The sequence below is a fragment of the Streptomyces sp. NPDC048496 genome, from assembly GCF_043200055.1.
Lineage (GTDB): Bacteria > Actinomycetota > Actinomycetes > Streptomycetales > Streptomycetaceae > Streptomyces.
In genome coordinates this window covers 337,020-355,271 of the sequence record NZ_JBICXB010000002.1, presented here as the reverse complement: position 1 = coordinate 355,271, position 18,252 = coordinate 337,020, and the positions used below count along the sequence as shown (strand labels likewise).

Genomic DNA, 18,252 nt, shown 5'->3' with positions numbered 1-18,252 from the left:
CGAGACTAACCGAGAGGCGCCCGAGACGTCGGTCGTGTATCAGTATGCGGGACCGGACGTCGGTAACGGGTAAACAGTGATCAATCACTCCATTTGTCCAATCCTCATGGCAAACAGTGACATCACGATGACGCAGTGCCACAGTCGAACCCATGCAGCCTCGACCTCAGCACGGGTTCCAGCCCGTCTTCTGCACGATCGTGCCGCCCCACGTACTCGACAAGCTGTCACAAGCCGACGACCCCGATCTGGCCGGTCCGGCCCGCCGCACCCTGGAGGGCGACGCCGCCCGGCGCACCCGCCGCCAGATGGCCACCCTCGTCACCCCCGCACCCGGCCCCGCGACGACCGACCAGCTGTCCGACAAGCCTGAGCGCACGCTCTACGACTGCCGCCACGGCACGCAGCTGCCGGGCTTCAAGGTCCGCGGCGAGGGCGAGGAGCCGACGAGGGACGCGAGCGTCAACCGCGCGTTCGCGGGACTCGGCGCCACCTTCGAACTGCTGCTCACGGCGTACGGCCGCCATTCGATCGACGGCAACGGGCTGCCGCTGATCGGCTCCGTCCACTACGACGAGAAGTACAACAACGCCTTCTTCGACGGCGAGCAGATGGTCTTCGGCGACGGGGACGGGGAGATCTTCCTCGACTTCACCGTCGCCATCGATGTGATCGCCCACGAGCTGACGCACGGGCTGACCCAGTACACGGCCAACCTGAGCTATTTCGGCCAGTCCGGCGCGCTCAACGAGTCCATGTCGGACGTCTTCGGTTCCCTGGTGAAGCAGTACTCACTGGGCCAGACCGCCGACCGGGCGGACTGGCTGATCGGCGCAGGCCTGCTGGCCCCACGGGTGCGGGGCGAGGCGCTGCGCTCGATGAAGGCGCCCGGTACGGCGTACGACGACGATGTGCTCGGCAAGGACCCGCAGCCCGCGTCGATGGAGGACTACATCCACACCACCGAAGACAATGGCGGTGTACACCTCAACTCCGGCATCCCGAACCGCGCCTTCTACCTGTTGGCCACGGCACTCGGCGGCAACGCGTGGGAGCGGGCGGGACAGCTCTGGTTCGACGTCCTCACGGGCCGCCGCCTGGCCGCAGACGCGGAGTTCACGGACTTCGCCCGCCTGACGGTCGAGGCGGCGCGGGACCGCTTCGGCGAGGGCGACGAGTTGGAAGCGGTACGGAAGGCATGGTCGGAGGTGGGCGTGCCGTCCGCGTAGGCCCGGTCACGGTTCCTGTCCTCGATCGCCGGGGCCCGGCCAAAAACAGGCCTCTCCGGCGATTCAGGCCTCTCCGGCGATTGAGGAGCGGGGTCCTGGGCAGAGCCCCGGAAACAACGCGAGAGGAGCCCGACCATGCGGATCCAGGTCACCCGCACCGGCGGCTTCACCGGCATCGCCCGCCACCGCGAGATCGACACCTCGGACCTCACCGACGCGGCGGAGTGGGAAGCCCTGGCCGAATCCGCACTCGCGGCGGGCCGCGGCACCCCACCGCCCGGGGTGCCGGACGGCTTCCGGTACCGGATCACGGTCGACGACCGCACCGCGCACTGCGCGGATCCGCACCTGACCGACGCCCAGCGCGCACTGATCTCACGCGTCCTCAAGGAGGGCGCGTGAGATCGACGCACGGCTGACCCGCCTACGGACTCCGCCGGCGCTCAGAACCCCAGCTTGCGCAGCTGCTTCGGAACCCACCTCTACGGCCACCCTCGCGCCCCTCGGCCCCAGGGGGCCTCAACGGCTTCGGGCGACTGCGCCGGTGCTCAGAACCCCAGCTTGCGCAGTTGCTTCGGATCGCGCTGCCAGTCCTTGGCGACCTTCACATGCAGGTCCAGGAAGACCGGCGTGCCGAGCAGCGCCTCGATGTGCTTGCGCGACTTCGTGCCGACCTCTTTCAGCCGCTTGCCCTTCGGGCCGATGATGATGCCCTTCTGGCTGGGCCGCTCGATGTACACGTTCGCGTGAATGTCGAGCAGCGGCTTGTCCGCGGGCCGGTCCTCGCGCGGCAGCATCTCCTCGACGACGACCGCGATCGAGTGCGGCAGCTCGTCGCGTACGCCTTCGAGCGCGGCCTCCCGGATCAGTTCCGCGACCATCACCATCTCGGGCTCGTCGGTGAGGTCGCCCTCCGGGTAGAGCGCCGGGCTTTCGGGGAGCAGCGGCGCGATCAGGTCAGCGAGAAGGTCGACCTGGCTGTCCTTCACCGCGGAGACCGGAATGATCTCCGCCCATTCGAAGCCGAGCTCCTCGCCGAGACGGGAGACGGCGATCAGCTGTTCGGCGAGCTGCTTGGAGTCGACCAGGTCGGTCTTGGTGATGATCGCGATCTTCGGGGTCTTCTTGATGCCCGCGAGTTCCTTCACGATGAACTTGTCGCCGGGGCCGAGCTTCTGGTCGGCGGGCAGGCAGAAACCGATGACGTCGACCTCGGCCCAGGTGGTCCGCACGACGTCGTTCAGCCGCTCGCCGAGCAGCGTGCGCGGCTTGTGGAGGCCGGGGGTGTCGACCAGGATCAGCTGTGCGTCCTCGCGGTGCACGATGCCGCGCACCGTGTGGCGGGTCGTCTGGGGCCGGTTGGAGGTGATCGCCACCTTCTGGCCGACCAGAGCGTTCGTAAGGGTGGACTTGCCCGCGTTGGGGCGGCCCACGAAGCAGGCGAAGCCGGCCCGGTGGGGGGCGTTGTTCTCAGCCTGCTGCGCAGCAGCTTCTGGGTTCGGTCGAGCGCTCATGGCGCCCATTGTCCCCGATCCCGGCGGCCCCGCCGCACAGCGGGCGGCCTGCTGTCGTCTCAGGCCCTGCGGATGCGGCTCCGCCGGGCCCGTATCCACATCCCCGTACCGCCGCCGACGATCACCAGCAGGACCGCGGCCATCAGCCAGGGCAGTGCGATGTACCGGGCGGCGGCGGACTCATGGGTGTCGCGGGCGCTCGCGGTCAGTTCGATCTCGCCCCATTCCAGCTGCGGCGCGTCGGCCCACTGCTCGGTCAGCCGGACCTCCTGGCGGGGCAGCAGCTCGGACGGGATCTTCTTCAGGTCGCGGGCGAGCAGAGTGCGGCCGAAGAGCCCCTGGGCCTTGAGGGCGACCTTGGGGTTGAGGGTGACGTTCCCGCGGTTGTGGAGGGTGTACGAGATGACGGCCCGGCTCTCTCCGGTGCCCGGGACGAGCGGCTGGGTGTGCTTGACGGTGACGTCGTCGACGGACAGCGCGGGCATCGCCGGCCCGTTCACCCGGAGATAGATCCGGGCGCCGACCGCTTTCCGGATGCCGACGGCGACGGCTCCCCGGTCGGCGGGGTCGATGCGTTCGTCGAGGGCGACGAGGGCGCCCGGGTGGTCGCCGGGCTCGGCGGTCTCCGGGAGGGTGATGGTGACCGGCACGGTGACGGAGCCGTGCGGTTTCACGGTGACCTTGTCGCGGCCGGTCCTCGCCCAGGCGCCGATGGAACGCTGCTTCTCGTCCGGGGAGCGGACGGCGAACCCGCCGTCGCGTTCGGTGTTGTAGGCGTCGGCGGCATACAGCCGGAAGGTCAGCGGCTCGGCGGTCTTGTTGGTGACAGTGACCTTGTCGGTGAGGGTGGCGCCGGGGTCGGCGGAGAGATAGAAGTACGGGCGCTGCCCGTACTTCGTGGTGGCGGGGTAGACGGACCAGCCGCCGTTGTCGGCGGCATGGCCCGCGGGTGCGCCGCACAGCAGCAGGACGGCGGCCAGGAGGAGTACGTACAGCTTGCGCACGGTGCGGAACCCCCAGGGTGCTCGGTACGGACGGGGTGGGCCGGCCGGGTTCGCCGCCCGGCCCACCGGTCGGTCGGGGACCGACGCTCAGGTGGACGCTCAGGTGAGGGTGAGCGTCAGCACGCCGGAGTACGTGCCGGTCGCGGTGTACGCCGGTACGTCCAGGGCGAGCCGGGCGTCGACGGTGAACTCACCGCCGGTGAACGCCCCGTTCGGGGTGGACGCCAGGGTGGCGCCCGCACTGCCGACCGAACCCTCGGAACCTGCGGCGCAGGTGCTCGGGCTCCCGGGCTTTGTCGCGCAGACCGGGGTCCAGCCGAGCGCGGAGGCACCGATCCTCGCACCACCGGGGCCGCTGAAGTCGGTGACCTTGCCGGTCAGGGACCAGCCCGCGGGCCCGCCGCGGAAGTCCTGGACCGTCACCGTCTGCAGGGAGCCGCGGGAGGCACCGCCCGTGCCGAAGTCGACCGCCGACATCTCGACGGTGTCGCCGGCCTGGGTCATGGACAGGGTGCCCGCCCTGACGGACGAGGTGAGTCGCTGGCTGTCGCCGGGGATCTCCCCGCCGCCGGTGACGGTGTACGCCTGCGGGCCCGCGCCCTTGTCCGCGTCCCAGCCGGAGCCCTCGTACGCGACGATGCCGGTGGTCGCCGGATCGTTGACGGTGAGCTGTCCGGTGAAACCGCCGCGGCTGTCGGCCGTCACCGTGACCTTGTCCGCGGTCTGGGTGCCACCGGCCCGGCCCGCCAGGGTGACGGTCGCGCCCGCGGTGAACTTCGATCCGGTCACGGTGACCGGGTCGCCCGCCTTGCCGGAGGCGAATGGTCGGATGCGTGGTCGGACGCATGGAGCCCCCTCCTGCGGGACGCGGCGCAGAGGCTCTTCTGCGCCGGCAGGGGGCCATTGATGACTCCGGCCGAAAAGAAGTCAATGGCAGCGAAATGCCACAACTGATGGGCCATCATATGTTGTCAGGATCCCTGCTCCAGGGATCCTGACGACATCCGAGGTCAGCCGGCCGTCACACTGACCCGCACCGCGCCGTCCGGTCCGGCCAGCAGCACCGGGGTCTGCGGCCCGCCGAGGTCCCGTACCGCCGCGCGGTCCGCGTCCGACGGGGTCTCCACCTCGGAGACGATCGCGGCCGCCTCCAGAGAAGTGGCGCCGCTGGCCACCGCCATCGCGACGGCGGTCTGCAGGGCGCTCAGCTTCAGCGACTCCAGCTGTACGGTGCCCGCGACATACGTCCGTCCGGTCTCGTCCCGTACGGCCGCGCCCTCCGGCACACCGTTGCGGGCGCGGGCGCTGCGCGCCAGCGTGACGATCTTGCGGTCCTCGGGGCCGAGGTCGGTGCTCTCAGTCATGTGCCGAGCATACGAAGCGGACGGCCGGGACCGGCACGCGGGCGGTCGCCCGATCACCCGCCGCAGCCGGCCCCTGCGGCGGTGGAGGCCCGGGTCCGGAGCGGCGCCCCGGCCCCGGGCCCGCTCTACCCCCGGTCCAGCCGCAGCCGCTCCGCCCGCGGCAACCCCGCCACCACCAAGTCGTACGAGTCCTCGATCAGCTCCCGCAGCAGCCGCCCCGGCACCCCCGACACCGTCACCGTGTTCCAGTGCCGTTTGTTCATGTGCCACCCCGGGGCGATCGCCGCGTGCTCCTCCCGCAGCCGCAGCGCGTCATCCGGATCGCACTTCAGATTGACCGTGAGCGGCCGTGCGTCCAGCGTGCTGAGCGCGAACATCTTGCCGAGCACCTTGAAGACCGAGGTCTCCGGTCTGAACGGAAACTCCTCGACGCTCGCGTTGAACTCCAGGCAGAACGCCCTCAACTCCTGCGGGGTCATTCCGCTGCTGCCTCCTCCGGCGCCACCGGCTCCACCAGTACCGTGACGATCTTGTTCCGGCGCCCCGCCGGGGACTCCGCGGTCAGCCGCAGCCGACGCCCGTCGGGCAGATCGACGACCGAGGAAGCCCCGGCGATCGGCACCCGGCCGAGCGCCTTCGCCAGGAGTCCGCCGACCGTCTCCACGTCCTCGTCGTCGAAGGCGTCGACCCCGAACAGGTCGCCCAGGTCGCCGATGTCGAGCCGGGCGGTCACCCGGAAGCAGCCGTTCTCCAGCTCCTGGACGGGCGGGAGCTCACGGTCGTACTCGTCGGTGATCTCACCGACGATCTCCTCCAGGATGTCCTCGATGGTGACGATGCCCGCCGTGCCGCCGTACTCGTCGATGACGACGGCGACGTGGCTGCGGTCCTGCTGCATCTCGCGCAGCAGATCACCGGCGTTCTTGGTGTCCGGCACGAACGCCGCGGGACGCATCGCCGTGGAGACCGGATCGGCCTCCGACTCCCGGTTGATGTGCGTCTTGCGGACCAGGTCCTTGAGGTAGACGATCCCGACGATGTCGTCCTCGTTCTCCCCGGTGACCGGGATCCGGGAGAACCCGGAGCGCAGGGCCAGGGTCAGCGCCTGCCGGATCGTCTTGTACCGCTCGATGCAGACCAGGTCCGTCCGCGGCACCATCACCTCGCGCACCAGCGTGTCGCCGAGCTCGAAGACGGAGTGCACCATGCGCCGCTCCTCGTCCTCGATCAGCGACTCCTGCTCGGCGAGGTCGACCATCGCCCGCAGTTCCGCCTCGCTGGCGAACGGGCCCTTGCGGAACCCCTTGCCGGGGGTGAGCGCGTTGCCGAGGAGAATCAGCAGCTGCGGGATCGGGCCCATGATCCTGGCGAGCGGCAGCAGCACGTACGCCGCGGCCGTCGCCGTGTTCAGCGGGTGCTGCCGCCCGATGGTGCGCGGCGATACGCCGATGGCGACGTACGACACGAGGACCATCACACCCATCGCGACGGCCAGTGCCTCCCAGGTCTCCGGGAACTCCTTCAGGCAGACGTACGTGACGAGCACGCCGGCCGACATCTCGCAGGCGACCCGCACGAGCAGGGCGACATTGAGATAGCGGGTCGGGTCAGCCGCGACCTGTTCCAGCTTGTCGCTGCCACGCCGCCCCGAGCGCACCGCCTCGGCCGCCCGGAAGCTCGACGTGCGGGCGATGCCCGCCTCGGCGCAGGCCGCCAGCCAGCCGAACACGACCAGCAGAACGGCACCCAGGACGAGGGGGACGCTCACGAGACGGTGGGGGCGGGCGACGGACCGGTCAGGCCGTGCTCGGCGCGCCAGCCGTCCACGATCGCCGCCTGGAGACCGAACATCTCGGCCTTCTCGTCCGGCTCCTCGTGGTCGTACCCCAGCAGATGCAGCACCCCGTGGACGGTGAGGAGCTGGAGCTCCTCGTCCATGGAGTGCCGGGTCTCCGCGTCCTCGCCCTGCTTCTTCGCGACCTCCGGGCAGAGCACGATGTCACCGAGGAGCCCCTGCGGGGGCTCCTCGTCGTCCTTCGACGGCGGACGCAGTTCGTCCATCGGGAAGGACATGACATCCGTCGGACCCGGCAGGTCCATCCACTGGATGTGGAGCTGCTCCATGGCATCGGTGTCCACCACGATCACCGAGAGTTCGGAGAGCGGGTGGATCCGCATCCGTGCGAGCGCATAGCGGGCGATGTCGAGGATCGCCTGCTCGTCGACCTCGGTTCCGGACTCGTTGTTGACGTCGATCGACATGGTGCGCTGCGACTACTTCCCGTTGTGGCTGTCTCGGTTGTCGTACTTCTCGTACGCGTCGACGATACGGCCGACCAGCTTGTGCCGGACGACATCCTGGGAGGTGAGCCGGGAGAAGTGCACGTCCGGCACGCCTTCCAGGATGTCCTGGACCTGGCGCAGACCGCTCCTGGTGCCGTTCGGCAGGTCGACCTGGGTGATGTCACCGGTGACGACGATCTTCGAGTCGAAGCCGAGCCGGGTCAGGAACATCTTCATCTGCTCGGCGCTGGTGTTCTGCGCCTCATCGAGAATGATGAACGCGTCATTGAGGGTGTTGTGCGTCAGCAGGTAGTCCTGGGTGACGTACAGCGAGTCCTCCGCCGCCACCTGGATGCACACGGCCTCCTCGCGGCCGGCGGGCTCGATGCTGTCGATGAAGCGCATGGGCCGACCGCCGCCCCCGGCCGCGTGGTACGTGTCGCGCTTGCGGGCGAGCCGGAAGGGCTCGATGCCCTCGGGGAGACGGATGTCGACAATGTGCGCGTCGTAGCGGTGCTGGACCTCACGGCCCTTGGCGCGACCCGGTGTCCGGCCCTCTGCTGCCCGACGGCGGGTGTACGCGACACCGCCGAGCGACTGCACGAGAGAGATCACGTCATCACGGAGCACGATCGATGTCGTTGTGTACTGAACGCGGCACGTGCGGTCCGCCTGAACAACGGGTCCGCCGTCGGCGTCGAGGAGACCCTGGAGCACTCCCAGCCGCACCTCGGCGGAGTTGTACAGATAATTGTCCGGAACGAACTTGGAGTGCGAACGGGTGCCCAGGATGTCCAGCTCACGCAGGATTCGGGTGACCGGGTTCGCCAGGGTGACCACGTCGCCGGCCGACTTCACCCGGTTCAGGACGTAGTCGGGCCCCCCCTTGTGCCGCACGACAATGCCGGCGAGTGAGGCTTCCAGAGCCAGGGCCAGTTCCGGATCCTCCGTCGCGAAGGAGGGCGTGGTGGAGCCGGTGAGACAGCCGTCGCCGAGCAGAAGCCCAAGGGCGTAGGGATCCATCGGAACTTCGCGCTCTGGGAAACACACCGGTGCCGTTAGCAGCGGCAGCTCGTAGCGGCGGGCGTGAGCCGCACGCAGGTTCCCGATCATCTCCTGGGTCTCCAGGACCCGCCACGGCTTGTTGCGGCGCTTGTCCGAGGCCGTCCTCACCGTCCACAGATGCTCGCCGCAGCACAGGGTCCAGGAACCGTCCTGGGCGGTGACCCGGTAGATGTCCTTCTCGCCCTGCGGATACACACCGAGGACCGGCGTCGGTTCGCCATTCGAACCGACGACCAGGTCACCGACCCGGAGGTCGCCGATGGGACGCCAGCCGTCCGGAGTCAGGACGTTCGTGAAAACAGGTTGTGCCCGTCCACGCATGTAAGCCAGCGGCGCCACCTCGATCGTGCCCGCCGCCATCAGCCGCGGGATCGAGTCGGGGTCGAGCATGTCGTGCAGCGCGTCGTAGAGCGGGCGCAGATACGGGTCGATCTTGTCGAAGAGCGTGCCGGGCAGGAACCCGAGCCGCTCGCCCGCCTCGACGGCGGGCCTGGTCAGGATGATCCGGTTGACCTGCTTGGACTGCAGGGCCTGGACCGCCTTCGCCATGGCGAGATACGTCTTGCCGGTACCGGCGGGTCCGATGCTGAAGACGATCGTGTGCTTGTCGATGGCGTCGACGTAGCGCTTCTGATTGAGCGTCTTGGGGCGGATCGTGCGACCGCGGTTGGAGAGGATGTTCTGAGTGAGCACCTCGGCGGGCGTCTCGCCCTGCGGCTCCCCCTGCCCGTTGCCACTCGCCCGGAGCATGGCGATCGACCGTTCCACTGCGTCCTCCGTCATCGGCTGCCCGGTGCGGAGCACGAGCATCATCTCGTCGAACAAGCGCTGGATCAGGGCGACATCGGCTGCGTCACCCGTGGCTCGGATTTCGTTGCCCCGGACATGGATATCGACCGCCGGGAAAGCCGATTCGATCACGCGCAGCAGCGAGTCGCCCGATCCGAGGAGCATCACCATGGGGTGTGCGGCCGGGATCATGATCTGGGCACGCGCCTGCGGCTGTGTGGGTGTCTGAGTCATGGGCCGGCCCTCGGGCCTGCACATACCTCCCGTTGCAGGGTTCTCGCCGCTCGACAACCTCTGGAACCAAGCCTACGACTCCGCACGGACAACACCGAGGGCTTTTTTCGCACACGATGCGAACATCTGTGCCCGCGTCACGCGGGGTGGCGGAAGCCGATCGTCGGTACGGCCCGGCGCAGCGGCCACGGCCGGGCGGTGGCGGGAAGCAGATGCTCCAGGAACGCGTACCGCTGGAGGGCCGCCGGATCCTGCCCGTCACAGGTGCGGACCCGCTGCCACCAGGCGGCGATCTCCGCCCAGCCCGGCGCCGACAGGGACCCGCCGAACTCCTGGACGGAGAGCGCCGCGGTCAGTCCGGCGAAGGCCAGCCGGTCGGCCAGCGGCCAGTCCGCCAGGGTGCCGGTGACGAATCCGGCGACGAAGACATCGCCCGCGCCGGTCGGGTCGAGGGCCTCGACCTCGATCGCGGGCACCTCGGCGGTGACACCGGTCGCCGCGTCCACCGCGTAGGCGCCCTCCGCGCCCAGGGTGACGACGGCGAGCGGCACCCGTTCGGCGAGGGCGCGGGCGGCGGCACGGGGGCAGTCGGTACGGGTGTAGCGCATCGCCTCCTCCGCGTTGGGCAGGAACGCCTGGCAGTGCCGCAGGTCGGGCAGCGCGTCCAGGTCCCAGCGGCCGGTCTCGTCCCAGCCGACGTCGGCGAAGATCCGGGCCCCGTGCCGGGCCGCGGCGGCGACCCACGGCTCGCTGCGGCCGGGGGTCAGCGAGGCGACGGCGGCGCGGGCGCGCGGCGGGCAGCGCGGGAAGGCCCGGTCCGCGTGCGAGGGGGCGGCGGGTGGCGGAGCCTCGTGTCCGTGCGAGACCATCGTCCGCTCGCCCTCGTACGCCATGGAGACGGTCACCGGCGAGTGCCAGCCGGGGACGGTGTGCGACATCGAGAGGTCGATGCCCTCGCCCTGTTCAAGGGCGTCCCAGCAGTACTCCCCGTAGTGGTCGTCGCCGAACGCGGCGGCGAGCGAGGTGTGCAGTCCGAGCCGGGCCAGTGCGGTGGCCATGTTGGCGACGCCGCCTGGGCTGGAGCCCATGCCGCGCGCCCAGGACTCGGTGCCGCGGACCGGGGCGCTGTCCAGGCCGGTGAAGACGATGTCGAGGAAGACCGTGCCGGTGAGGAACACATCGCAGTCCGGGTCCTGCGGGGCACGCAGCCCGTCCAGTGGGTCGATGCCTGGATTGTCTGTGCTCACCTTGCACTCCCCGGTCGTGGCAGATCCGGCCAGTGTGCCCGATCCCCCCGGCATCCGGGGGTGGGTCCGCGCCATCGCACCGGGCGGGCGTGAGCCGGACCGGTGCCCGATCCGCCCGGGTCTGCGCATACCAACACTGACCTGCGTAAACATGCGCTGCTACCCGCTTCATGAGGTGGCAAACACCAGTGTGGTCCAGATCACTCACGGGTGACTTTCGGTCGACTGTGCGCACTTGATAGAAATTGGCCCGCACGCACCGTCGCCGATCGATACCGACGAGTGCCATGTCCCCCCGCTGCACCCCTCCCCGCCTTCCCTGCCTCCTCCGGCATGTCTTCAGGAACGCCCATGTCCCCGCGCCCTCGCGCCGCGTGGCCCCTGGTCGCCGTGTTCACCGCCGGTTACCTCGCCGCCTATCTGCTCCCCACCATCGTCGGCCGGCTCTCCACCCATCTGGGCCTCAGCGCGGCCCAGGCGGGTCTGGTCGGCAGCGCGCTCCTGCTGAGTTCGGCCACCGCCGGGTTCACACTGGCGGGCCGGGTCGAGCGGTACGGGTCGCGGAGACCGGCCCGGGCCGGACTGGCGCTGGCCGTGGTGGGCTACGGCTGCGCCGCGCTGGCCGGTTCCGTGCCCCTCGTGGTCATGGGCGCGGTGATCGGCGGGCTCGGCTCGGGTACGGCGACGGCAGTGGCCGCGGCCGGTATCGCCGCGCAGCGCGACCCGCACCGGACCTCGTCCCTGGGCCTGCTGAGCGTCTCCGCGACCGCGGGCGCCCTCTATCTGACGATCCCTCACCTGGGTGGCGGCCACCGGGTGCCGTTCGCCTCGATCGCCCTGGTCGCCCTGCTCGTCTGGCCCGCCACCGCGCGGCTCGGCGGCTCGGCGCCCACCGGTTCGACGGCACCGGTGGGCGGGCGGCTGCCGCACCGCCGCTCCGGTCTGGTGCTGGCGGGCGGCATGCTCGTCTGGTCGATGGCGCAGAACGCCCTGTGGGGGGTCAGCAGCCGGATCGGAGTGTCCCAGGCCGGACTCTCCGAGGTCACCATCGGCGCGGTGTTCGCCGCCGCGCTCGGCGCCGGCCTGCTCGGCGTGATGGGCGCCGGAGTGCTGGGCGCCAGACTCGGCCGGGCCGTCCCGATCGGTCTCGGCACCGTGGTCATCGCGGGCAGCATCGTGCTCAGCTCGTCGGCCGCCGGGCTCGGCTCGTTCGCCACCGGTGAGATCACGTGGAACACCGTCTATCCGGTGGTCCTGTCGTACCTGATCGGTCTGGCCGCGTCACTGGATGTACGGGGCCGCTGGGCGGTCCTCGCGGGCTCCGCGTCGTCCGTCGGCGTGGCCTGCGGCCCGGTCCTCGGCAGTGTGCTGTCCGAGACGGCGGGCTACCCGGTGATGGGCCTGATCCTGGGCGCCGTGACCCTGGTGGTCGCCGCCCCGGTCACGGCCGTCGCGCTGCACACCGGGGGCCGTCCGCTGGTGCCCGGCTCCGTCCGCCGCCGGGGCGGCGCCCCCGCGGCGCTGCTCGCCGCGACCACCGGCACGCTGTCCGGCGCGGTGCCCAGGATGGGCGCGCCGGAACAGGCCGTCACGGAGATCAGCATGCCCGCGCTGCGCCGCAGGCGCCTCGGCAGGAACGCGTTCCGGACGGCCGGTCCGTCGGGCGCGGACGGTCAGTCGAACGCGTACGCCTCGACCTCCGACAGGTAGCGCGACCTGCGCTCCTCGTCGTGGTCGAGGAAGGCCGCCTCGAAGGAGTGCCGGGCCAGGGTGCGCAGCTGCTCACGCTCGAGCCCGAGCGCCTCCTGGACGGCTTGGAAGGTGTCTCCGACGTATCCGCCGAAGTACGCGGGGTCGTCGGAGTTCACCGTGCAGAGCAGCCCGGCGTCCAGCATCGCCCGCAGCGGGTGCTGCTCCAGGGTGTCGATGGCGCGCAGCCGTACGTTGGACAGCGGGCAGAGGGTGAGCGGCACCCGGTCGGCTGCGAGCCGCTTCACCAGGTCCGGGTCCTCCATGCAGCGCAGCCCGTGGTCGATGCGCTCGACCCCGAGGACGTCGAGCGCCTCCCGGATGTACTCCGGCGGACCTTCCTCCCCGGCGTGTGCGACCTTCCGCAGCCCGAGCGCCCCGGCCGCCTCGTACACCTCACGGAACTTCGCGGGCGGATGCCCCACCTCCGCCGAGTCCAGACCGACGGCGCTGATCCGGTGCAGGTACGGCTTCGCGGCGTCGAGGGTCTCCAGGGCCGATTCGGCGGACTGGTCGCGCAGGAAACACATGATCAGCTGGGTGGAGATGCCATGGGTCTCCTCGCTGCGGTCGAGCGCCCGGCCGAGTCCTTCGACGACGGTGCCGATCGGGACGCCACGGGCGGTGTGCGCCTGCGGGTCGAAGAAGATCTCCGCGTGGCGGACGCCCTGGGCGGCCGCGCGCGTGAGGTAGGCGTCGGCGAGCTGCTCGAAGTCCTCCTCGGTGCGCAGGACGGCCATCAGCGCGTAATAGAGGTCCAGGAAGGACTGCAGGTCGTCGAAGAGGTAGGCGGTGCGCAGCTCTTCGGTGTTCGCGTAGGGCAGCTCCACGCCACCCCGTTCGGCGAGGGCGAAGGCCAGCTCGGGTTCGAGGGTTCCTTCGATGTGGAGGTGGAGTTCTGCCTTGGGGAGATGCACGGGTTGCTCGCTCATTCTTGCTGCTGCCGGTTACCGCTGCTGCTGCTGGTTACCGCTGCTGTTGATGCCGGCTCGGGACGGGAACGCTGATCAGGTCCTGGGCGATGGTCAGTTCGCCCTCGAACCCGGCGGCGCGGGCCTGGGTGGCGAAGACACCCGGATCTCCGTACCGCTGCGAGAAGTGCGTCAGCACGAGATGCCGTACGCCCGCCTCCCGGGCCACCCGGGCCGCCTGTCCGGCGGTGAGATGACCGTGGTCGGCGGCGAGCCGTTCGTCCTCGTCGAGGAAGGTCGACTCGATGACCAGCAGGTCGCACCCCTCGGCGAGCGTGTACACGCCGTCGCAGAGCCTCGTGTCCATGATGAACGCGAAGCGCTGGCCGCGCCTGCGCTCGGAGACCTCGTCGAGGCCGACGCCGCCCAGCGAGCCCTCGCGCTGGATCCGTCCGACGTCCGGTCCCCTGATCCCGTGCTCGGCGAGCCGGTCGGGCAGCATGCGCAGCCGGTCGGGCTCGACGAGGCGGTAGCCGTACGACTCGACGGGGTGGGAGAGCCGGTGGGCGTGCAGGGTGTACGCGGCGGTCTCGGCGAGGACCCCGTCGGCCGTGACCGGGGCCTCGGTCAGCTCGACGGATTCGTGGTAGGCGGTCGCGTACCGCAGCCGCTCGAAGAAGCGCTGCCCGCTCGCCGGGTAGTGCGCGCTCACAGGGTGCGGGACCTGGTCGAGATTGATGCGCTGGATCACCCCGGCAAGGCCGAGGGAGTGGTCCCCGTGGAAGTGCGTGACGCAGATCCGGTTGATGTCGTGCGCGGCGACACCGGCGCGCAGCATCTGGCGCTGGGTGCCCTCACCGGGGTCGAAGAGGATGCCCTCGCCGTCCCAGCGCAGCAGATAGCCGTTGTGGTTGCGGTGCCGGGTGGGAACCTGGCTGGCGGTGCCGAGAACGACGAGTTCGCGTACGGACATAGGTGCGGCGGCCTGCGATTCGGGTGGTTCGGCGTTATCCGGGCGGCCACTGCATTCCGCGGCCACCCAGGACGTGGGCGTGCGCGTGGAAGACGGTCTGCCCGGCACCGGTGCCGGTGTTGAAGACGACCCGGTAACCGGTGTCGGTGATCTTCTCGTCGGCGGCGACGTTCGCGGCCTCGAGCAGTATGTCGGCGGCGATCTGCGGCTCGGCGGCGGCGAGGGTGGCGGCGTCGCGGTGGTGGACGCGGGGGATGACGAGGATGTGGGTGGGGGCCTGGGGGTTGATGTCGCGGAAGGCGACGGTCGTCTCGGTCTCGCGGACGATGGTTGCCGGGACGTCTCCCGAGACGATCTTGCAGAACAGGCAGTCGGGCTGCGGTTCTCCCGCCATGGCCGGGCTCCTCGGTCGCGTGGTTGATCCGTACACGGGCATGCTATCGGGCGCGGTTGCCCCGTTCCCGAAACCGGGGGCGGAACCCCGGTCCCGGGAACGGGCGGGCAGGGGAACGAGGGCCTTTCCACCGGGTCAGGCCGGATCCGGAGGAAAGGCCCCAGCCCCTGACGGCCTCCCCCGCGACAGGGAGTGGGCTCCCTGTCGCGGGGGAGGCCGTTATCCCGGCAGACCCGGTGCCGACTTCGCCGGGCTCTCCGCGAGCCCCTCCAGCGCGATCCGGATCGCGGCGTCCAGCTGCGGATCCCGTCCCGCCGCATGGTCCTGCGGCGCCATCACGACCTCCACGTCCGGGTCCACCCCGTGGTTCTCCACTCCCCAGCCGTACCCCTCGAGCCAGAACGCGTACTTGGGCTGCGTGACCAGCGTGCCGTCGACCAGCCGGTACCGGCTGTCGATGCCGACCACGCCGCCCCACGTCCGCGTACCGACCACCGGCCCGATCCCGAGCGCCTTGATCGCCGCGTTCACGATGTCGCCGTCCGAGCCGGAGAACTCGTTCGCCACGGCCACCACCGGACCGCGCGGCGCGTCCAAGGGGTAGCTGTACGGCTGCATGCCGCGCGGCAGGTCCCAGCCGACGATGCGGCGGGCCAGCTTCTCCACGACCAGCTGCGACGTGTGACCGCCGCGGTTCTCCCGTACGTCCACCACCAGCCCCTCACGGGCCACTTCGACCCGCAGGTCCCGGTGGAGCTGCGCCCAGCCGGAGCCGACCATGTCGGGGACGTGGAGGTAGCCGAGGCGTCCGCCGGACCGCTCGTGCACGTACGCCCGCCGGTCCGCCACCCACGCGTGGTACCGCAGCGCCTCCTCGTCCGCGGTCGGCACGACGACGACATGACGCAGGTTGCCGCCGTCCGCCGGCGAGACGGTCAGCTCGACCGGCTTGCCCGCCGAGCCGGTGAGCAGCGGCCCGGGCCCGGTCAGGGGGTCGATCTCCTGCCCGTCGACGGCGAGGATCGCGTCCCCGGCGCGGACCGCGACGCCGGGCGCGGCGAGCGGCGAGCGGGCTGCCGGGTCGGACGTCTCGGACGGCAGGATCCGGTCGATACGCCAATGGCCTTCGTCCGTGCGGGAGATGTCGACCCCGAGCAGCCCCTGCCGGCTCGCGTCGTCGTTCCGGCCGCCCGGCGGCGTCACATACGCGTGCGAGGTGCCGAGCTCCCCCTGCACCTCCCAGAGCAGGTCGACGAGGTCGTCATGGGTGGCGACGCGCGCCAGCACCGGCCGGTAGCGGTCGAGGACGCCGTCCCAGTCGACGCCGCCCATGTCGGGCCGCCAGAAGTTGTCGCGCATGATGCGGCCGGCCTCGTCGTACATCTGGCGCCATTCGGCGGCCGGTTCGACGGTCCGGCGGATCCGGGAGAGGTCGACGGTGACGCTGTTGTCGCTGCTGTCGTGGTCGTCGTCGGAGCCTGCCGGGACACGGCTGTCGGCGGGTACGACGCGCAGCTTGCCCCGGGTGTGCAGGATCAGCCGCTTGCCGTCGCCGCTGACGGCGAACCAGCTGACGTCGGAGGCGAGTTCGTCGCTGTGCAGCTTCTCCAGGTCGTACCGCTCCAGGACGGTCTCCGGTCCCCGGGAGTCCGTCGTCGCCCCTGCCGTACCGAGCACGCCCGTCACCGGGTGCCGCAGCCACAGCAGTCCGTCCTTCGCCGCGCGCAGCGAGGAGTAGCGGGCGGCCTCGACGGGCAGCGGCACGATCCGGTCGGCGAGCCCGTCGAGGTCGATCCGGGTGACGGGCAGCGCGGTGGGGTTGTCCTGGTCGCCGTCGCCGGAGCTCTTCTCCTTCTCGGCCGGGCGGCCGTGGCGCTGCGGCCCGAACGGGGAGGGTGTGGTGGCGGCGAGCGTCAACAGGTGCGGGCGGCAGGCGCCGACGAAGGCCAGGTCGAAGACGTGCGCGTCGTAGACCGGGTCGAAGGCCCGTTCGGAGAGGAAGGCGAGGTGCTTGCCGTCGACGGTGAACGCGGGGGCGTAGTCCCGGAAGCGGAGCGGCGTGGCCTCGGCGACCGACAGATCGGCGAGGTGCGCGAGCTTGAGCTGGCTCAGCGGCTCGGGCCCGGGGTGGGACCAGGCGAGCCATGCCGAGTCCGGTGAGAAGACGAGTCCGGAGGCGTCGCCGTGTTCGCTGCGGTCGACCTCGTGGACCTCGCCGCTCTCCCGCTCGACGATCAGGATCCGGCCGTCGTGCGAGGCGACGGCGAACCGGCTGCCGTCGGCGGCCGTCGCCAGGTCGAGCACCCTGCCGAGCCGGCCGGCGGCCAGCCGGCGCGGTGCGGTGCCCGGAGCGGTTCCGGTGGCGGGTGCGCACTCCAGGGCGTCGTCGCCCTCCGCGTCGGTGACCCAGACGACGTGCTGATCGCCGTCGGCCTGGAAGGTGCGGGGCAGTCTGGCCCGCACCCCGGGTTCGACGGCCAGTGCGCGGGCCGGGCCCTCGCGGTGGGTGACCCAGTGGACGGCGCCGCGCGTCCCGACGGCACTGCCGCGGCCGGTACGGTCCGGGGACGCCGCGTCGAGGTGGCTCCCGGCGTGCACGGAGTGCGGCTGGAGGTCGGCGCGCTGGCCGCCGAGTCGGATGTCGAGACGCCGGGGTCCGGTGCCTTCCAGGTCGTCGAGCAGCCACAGCTCACCGGCCGAGGCGTAGCTGACGCGGGTGCCGTCGGTCGTCGCGTGGCGGGCGTAGAAGCCCTCGGCCTCGGTGTGCCGACGCAGGTCGGAGCCGTCGGGGAGCGAGGAGTAGAGCGCGCCGACGCCTTCGTGGTCGGAGAGGAAGGCGAGCCGGTCGCCGACCCACATCGGGCATTCGATGTTGCCGTCGAGGCCCTCGTGGATCCGTACGAAGTCCGCGACGCCGTCAGGACCCTGGCCTTCCCCTGGCGCTTGCGCGAGCCACAACTTGCCCGCCGTGCCGCCCCGGTAGCGCTTCCAGGTGGCGGCCTCGCGCCCCATGGCGGCGGAGAGCAGCAGGACCCGTCCGCCGGGTCCGTACGCGAGGGAGCCGACCGGTCCGTACGGCAGGGTCCGCGCCGGCCCGCCGTCGACCGGGACGGCCCGGGCCCAGCTGCGGCGCAGCGACACCTGCCCCTGGGTGCTGGTCACCAGGACGTCGCCCTCGGGGGTCCAGCCGCGTACGGTGGTCCGCGCGTCGCCCCAGTAGGTCAGCCGCTTCGAAGGGCCTCCGTCGACGGGGGCGAGGTGCACCTCGGGGGCGCCGTCCCGGGTGGACGTCCAGGCGACGTGGGTGCCGTCGGGCGATATGTGTGGCTGGCGGACGGGCCGGTTGTCGGCGCTGACCCGCCAGGCCCGGCCACCGTCGAGCGGCGCCAGCCAGACATCGTCCTCGGCGGTGAAGGCGATCAAGTCGCCCTGGACATGGGGGTACCGGAGATAGGCAGGCTGTGTCACATCGATCACCCTAGGCTGCGGTCGTGCT

15 protein-coding genes and 1 pseudogene are annotated in these 18,252 nt (G+C 71.0%); 3 read left to right on the top strand and 13 right to left on the bottom strand.

Features of this window, described 5'->3' with window-relative positions; translation table 11 throughout:
* The first annotated feature begins 152 nt into the window (after positions 1–152).
* Entirely contained in the window at positions 153–1,229 is a 1,077-nt protein-coding gene (locus ACGFSA_RS03805) for a M4 family metallopeptidase (RefSeq protein WP_393299180.1), read from the top strand.
* A 135-nt stretch (positions 1,230–1,364) separates the two neighbouring features.
* Positions 1,365–1,631, top strand: a complete 267-nt coding sequence (locus ACGFSA_RS03800) for a protealysin inhibitor emfourin (RefSeq protein WP_393299178.1) — start codon at positions 1,365–1,367, stop codon at positions 1,629–1,631.
* Between the two features lie 146 nt (positions 1,632–1,777).
* Here ACGFSA_RS03800 and era read toward each other — a convergent pair whose 3' ends face one another.
* The 9 genes and pseudogenes from era to ACGFSA_RS03755 all read right to left on the bottom strand — a co-directional run bounded on the left by era (position 1,778) and on the right by ACGFSA_RS03755 (position 10,729).
* Positions 1,778–2,752 (bottom strand): GTPase Era, encoded by a 975-nt coding sequence (gene era, locus ACGFSA_RS03795; RefSeq protein WP_393299175.1) that lies wholly within the window; start codon positions 2,750–2,752, stop codon positions 1,778–1,780.
* Between the two features lie 50 nt (positions 2,753–2,802).
* A complete protein-coding gene (locus ACGFSA_RS03790; RefSeq protein ID WP_393299172.1) occupies positions 2,803–3,747 on the bottom strand; it encodes a WxL protein peptidoglycan domain-containing protein in 945 nt (314 codons plus the stop codon).
* 99 nt (positions 3,748–3,846) lie between these two features.
* Positions 3,847–4,566, bottom strand: a pseudogene (locus ACGFSA_RS03785) (beta-xylosidase); the annotation flags it as partial.
* 191 nt (positions 4,567–4,757) lie between these two features.
* The gene (locus tag ACGFSA_RS03780) at positions 4,758–5,111 is read right to left on the bottom strand and encodes a cytidine deaminase (RefSeq protein ID WP_393299169.1); all 354 of its coding nucleotides are present in this window, start codon (positions 5,109–5,111) and stop codon (positions 4,758–4,760) included.
* 125 nt (positions 5,112–5,236) lie between these two features.
* Positions 5,237–5,590 (bottom strand): MmcQ/YjbR family DNA-binding protein, encoded by a 354-nt coding sequence (locus ACGFSA_RS03775; protein ID WP_393299166.1) that lies wholly within the window; start codon positions 5,588–5,590, stop codon positions 5,237–5,239.
* A complete protein-coding gene (locus ACGFSA_RS03770) occupies positions 5,587–6,879 on the bottom strand; it encodes a hemolysin family protein (RefSeq protein ID WP_393299163.1) in 1,293 nt (430 codons plus the stop codon). Before ACGFSA_RS03770 ends, ACGFSA_RS03775 begins: the two co-directional genes overlap by 4 nt.
* Positions 6,876–7,373 carry an rRNA maturation RNase YbeY gene (ybeY, locus tag ACGFSA_RS03765; RefSeq protein WP_356481747.1) on the bottom strand — a complete coding sequence of 166 codons (498 nt, stop codon included), beginning with the start codon at positions 7,371–7,373 and terminating at the stop codon, positions 6,876–6,878. Before ybeY ends, ACGFSA_RS03770 begins: the two co-directional genes overlap by 4 nt.
* A 12-nt stretch (positions 7,374–7,385) precedes the next feature.
* On the bottom strand, positions 7,386–9,482 hold the full coding sequence (locus ACGFSA_RS03760) for a PhoH family protein (RefSeq protein ID WP_393299159.1): 2,097 nt from the start codon (positions 9,480–9,482) through the stop codon (positions 7,386–7,388).
* A 137-nt stretch (positions 9,483–9,619) separates the two neighbouring features.
* Positions 9,620–10,729, bottom strand: coding sequence for a carbohydrate kinase family protein (locus tag ACGFSA_RS03755; RefSeq protein ID WP_393299156.1), 1,110 nt, complete (start codon positions 10,727–10,729; stop codon positions 9,620–9,622).
* A 351-nt stretch (positions 10,730–11,080) separates the two neighbouring features.
* Between ACGFSA_RS03755 and ACGFSA_RS03750 the strand changes: the two genes are divergently transcribed.
* Complete coding sequence (locus tag ACGFSA_RS03750; protein WP_393299153.1) at positions 11,081–12,439, top strand: MFS transporter; 1,359 nt, start codon at positions 11,081–11,083, stop codon at positions 12,437–12,439.
* Here the strand turns inward: ACGFSA_RS03750 and ACGFSA_RS03745 are convergent.
* From ACGFSA_RS03745 to ACGFSA_RS03730, 4 genes are all read right to left on the bottom strand, one after another.
* Entirely contained in the window at positions 12,403–13,395 is a 993-nt protein-coding gene (locus ACGFSA_RS03745; protein WP_393299472.1) for an adenosine deaminase, read from the bottom strand. The two genes, ACGFSA_RS03750 and ACGFSA_RS03745, sit on opposite strands and share 37 nt — an antisense overlap.
* Positions 13,396–13,444: 49 nt before the next feature.
* Positions 13,445–14,362: a ribonuclease Z gene (locus tag ACGFSA_RS03740; protein ID WP_393299150.1), complete on the bottom strand. Its 918-nt coding sequence runs from the start codon at positions 14,360–14,362 to the stop codon at positions 13,445–13,447.
* A gap of 34 nt (positions 14,363–14,396) precedes the next feature.
* Positions 14,397–14,756: a histidine triad nucleotide-binding protein gene (locus ACGFSA_RS03735; RefSeq protein ID WP_358859004.1), complete on the bottom strand. Its 360-nt coding sequence runs from the start codon at positions 14,754–14,756 to the stop codon at positions 14,397–14,399.
* 219 nt (positions 14,757–14,975) lie between these two features.
* On the bottom strand, positions 14,976–18,224 hold the full coding sequence (locus tag ACGFSA_RS03730; protein WP_393299147.1) for a S41 family peptidase: 3,249 nt from the start codon (positions 18,222–18,224) through the stop codon (positions 14,976–14,978).
* Positions 18,225–18,252: the final 28 nt, after the last annotated feature.

Coding starts and splice junctions, on each gene's coding strand:
- ACGFSA_RS03805 (WP_393299180.1), top strand. CDS start 153: ATGCAGCCTCGACCTCAGCACGGGTTCCAGCCCGTCTTCTGCACGATC.
- ACGFSA_RS03800 (WP_393299178.1), top strand. CDS start 1,365: ATGCGGATCCAGGTCACCCGCACCGGCGGCTTCACCGGCATCGCCCGC.
- era (WP_393299175.1), bottom strand. CDS start 2,752: ATGGGCGCCATGAGCGCTCGACCGAACCCAGAAGCTGCTGCGCAGCAG.
- ACGFSA_RS03780 (WP_393299169.1), bottom strand. CDS start 5,111: ATGACTGAGAGCACCGACCTCGGCCCCGAGGACCGCAAGATCGTCACG.
- ACGFSA_RS03775 (WP_393299166.1), bottom strand. CDS start 5,590: ATGACCCCGCAGGAGTTGAGGGCGTTCTGCCTGGAGTTCAACGCGAGC.
- ybeY (WP_356481747.1), bottom strand. CDS start 7,373: ATGTCGATCGACGTCAACAACGAGTCCGGAACCGAGGTCGACGAGCAG.
- ACGFSA_RS03760 (WP_393299159.1), bottom strand. CDS start 9,482: ATGACTCAGACACCCACACAGCCGCAGGCGCGTGCCCAGATCATGATC.
- ACGFSA_RS03750 (WP_393299153.1), top strand. CDS start 11,081: ATGTCCCCGCGCCCTCGCGCCGCGTGGCCCCTGGTCGCCGTGTTCACC.
- ACGFSA_RS03740 (WP_393299150.1), bottom strand. CDS start 14,362: ATGTCCGTACGCGAACTCGTCGTTCTCGGCACCGCCAGCCAGGTTCCC.
- ACGFSA_RS03735 (WP_358859004.1), bottom strand. CDS start 14,756: ATGGCGGGAGAACCGCAGCCCGACTGCCTGTTCTGCAAGATCGTCTCG.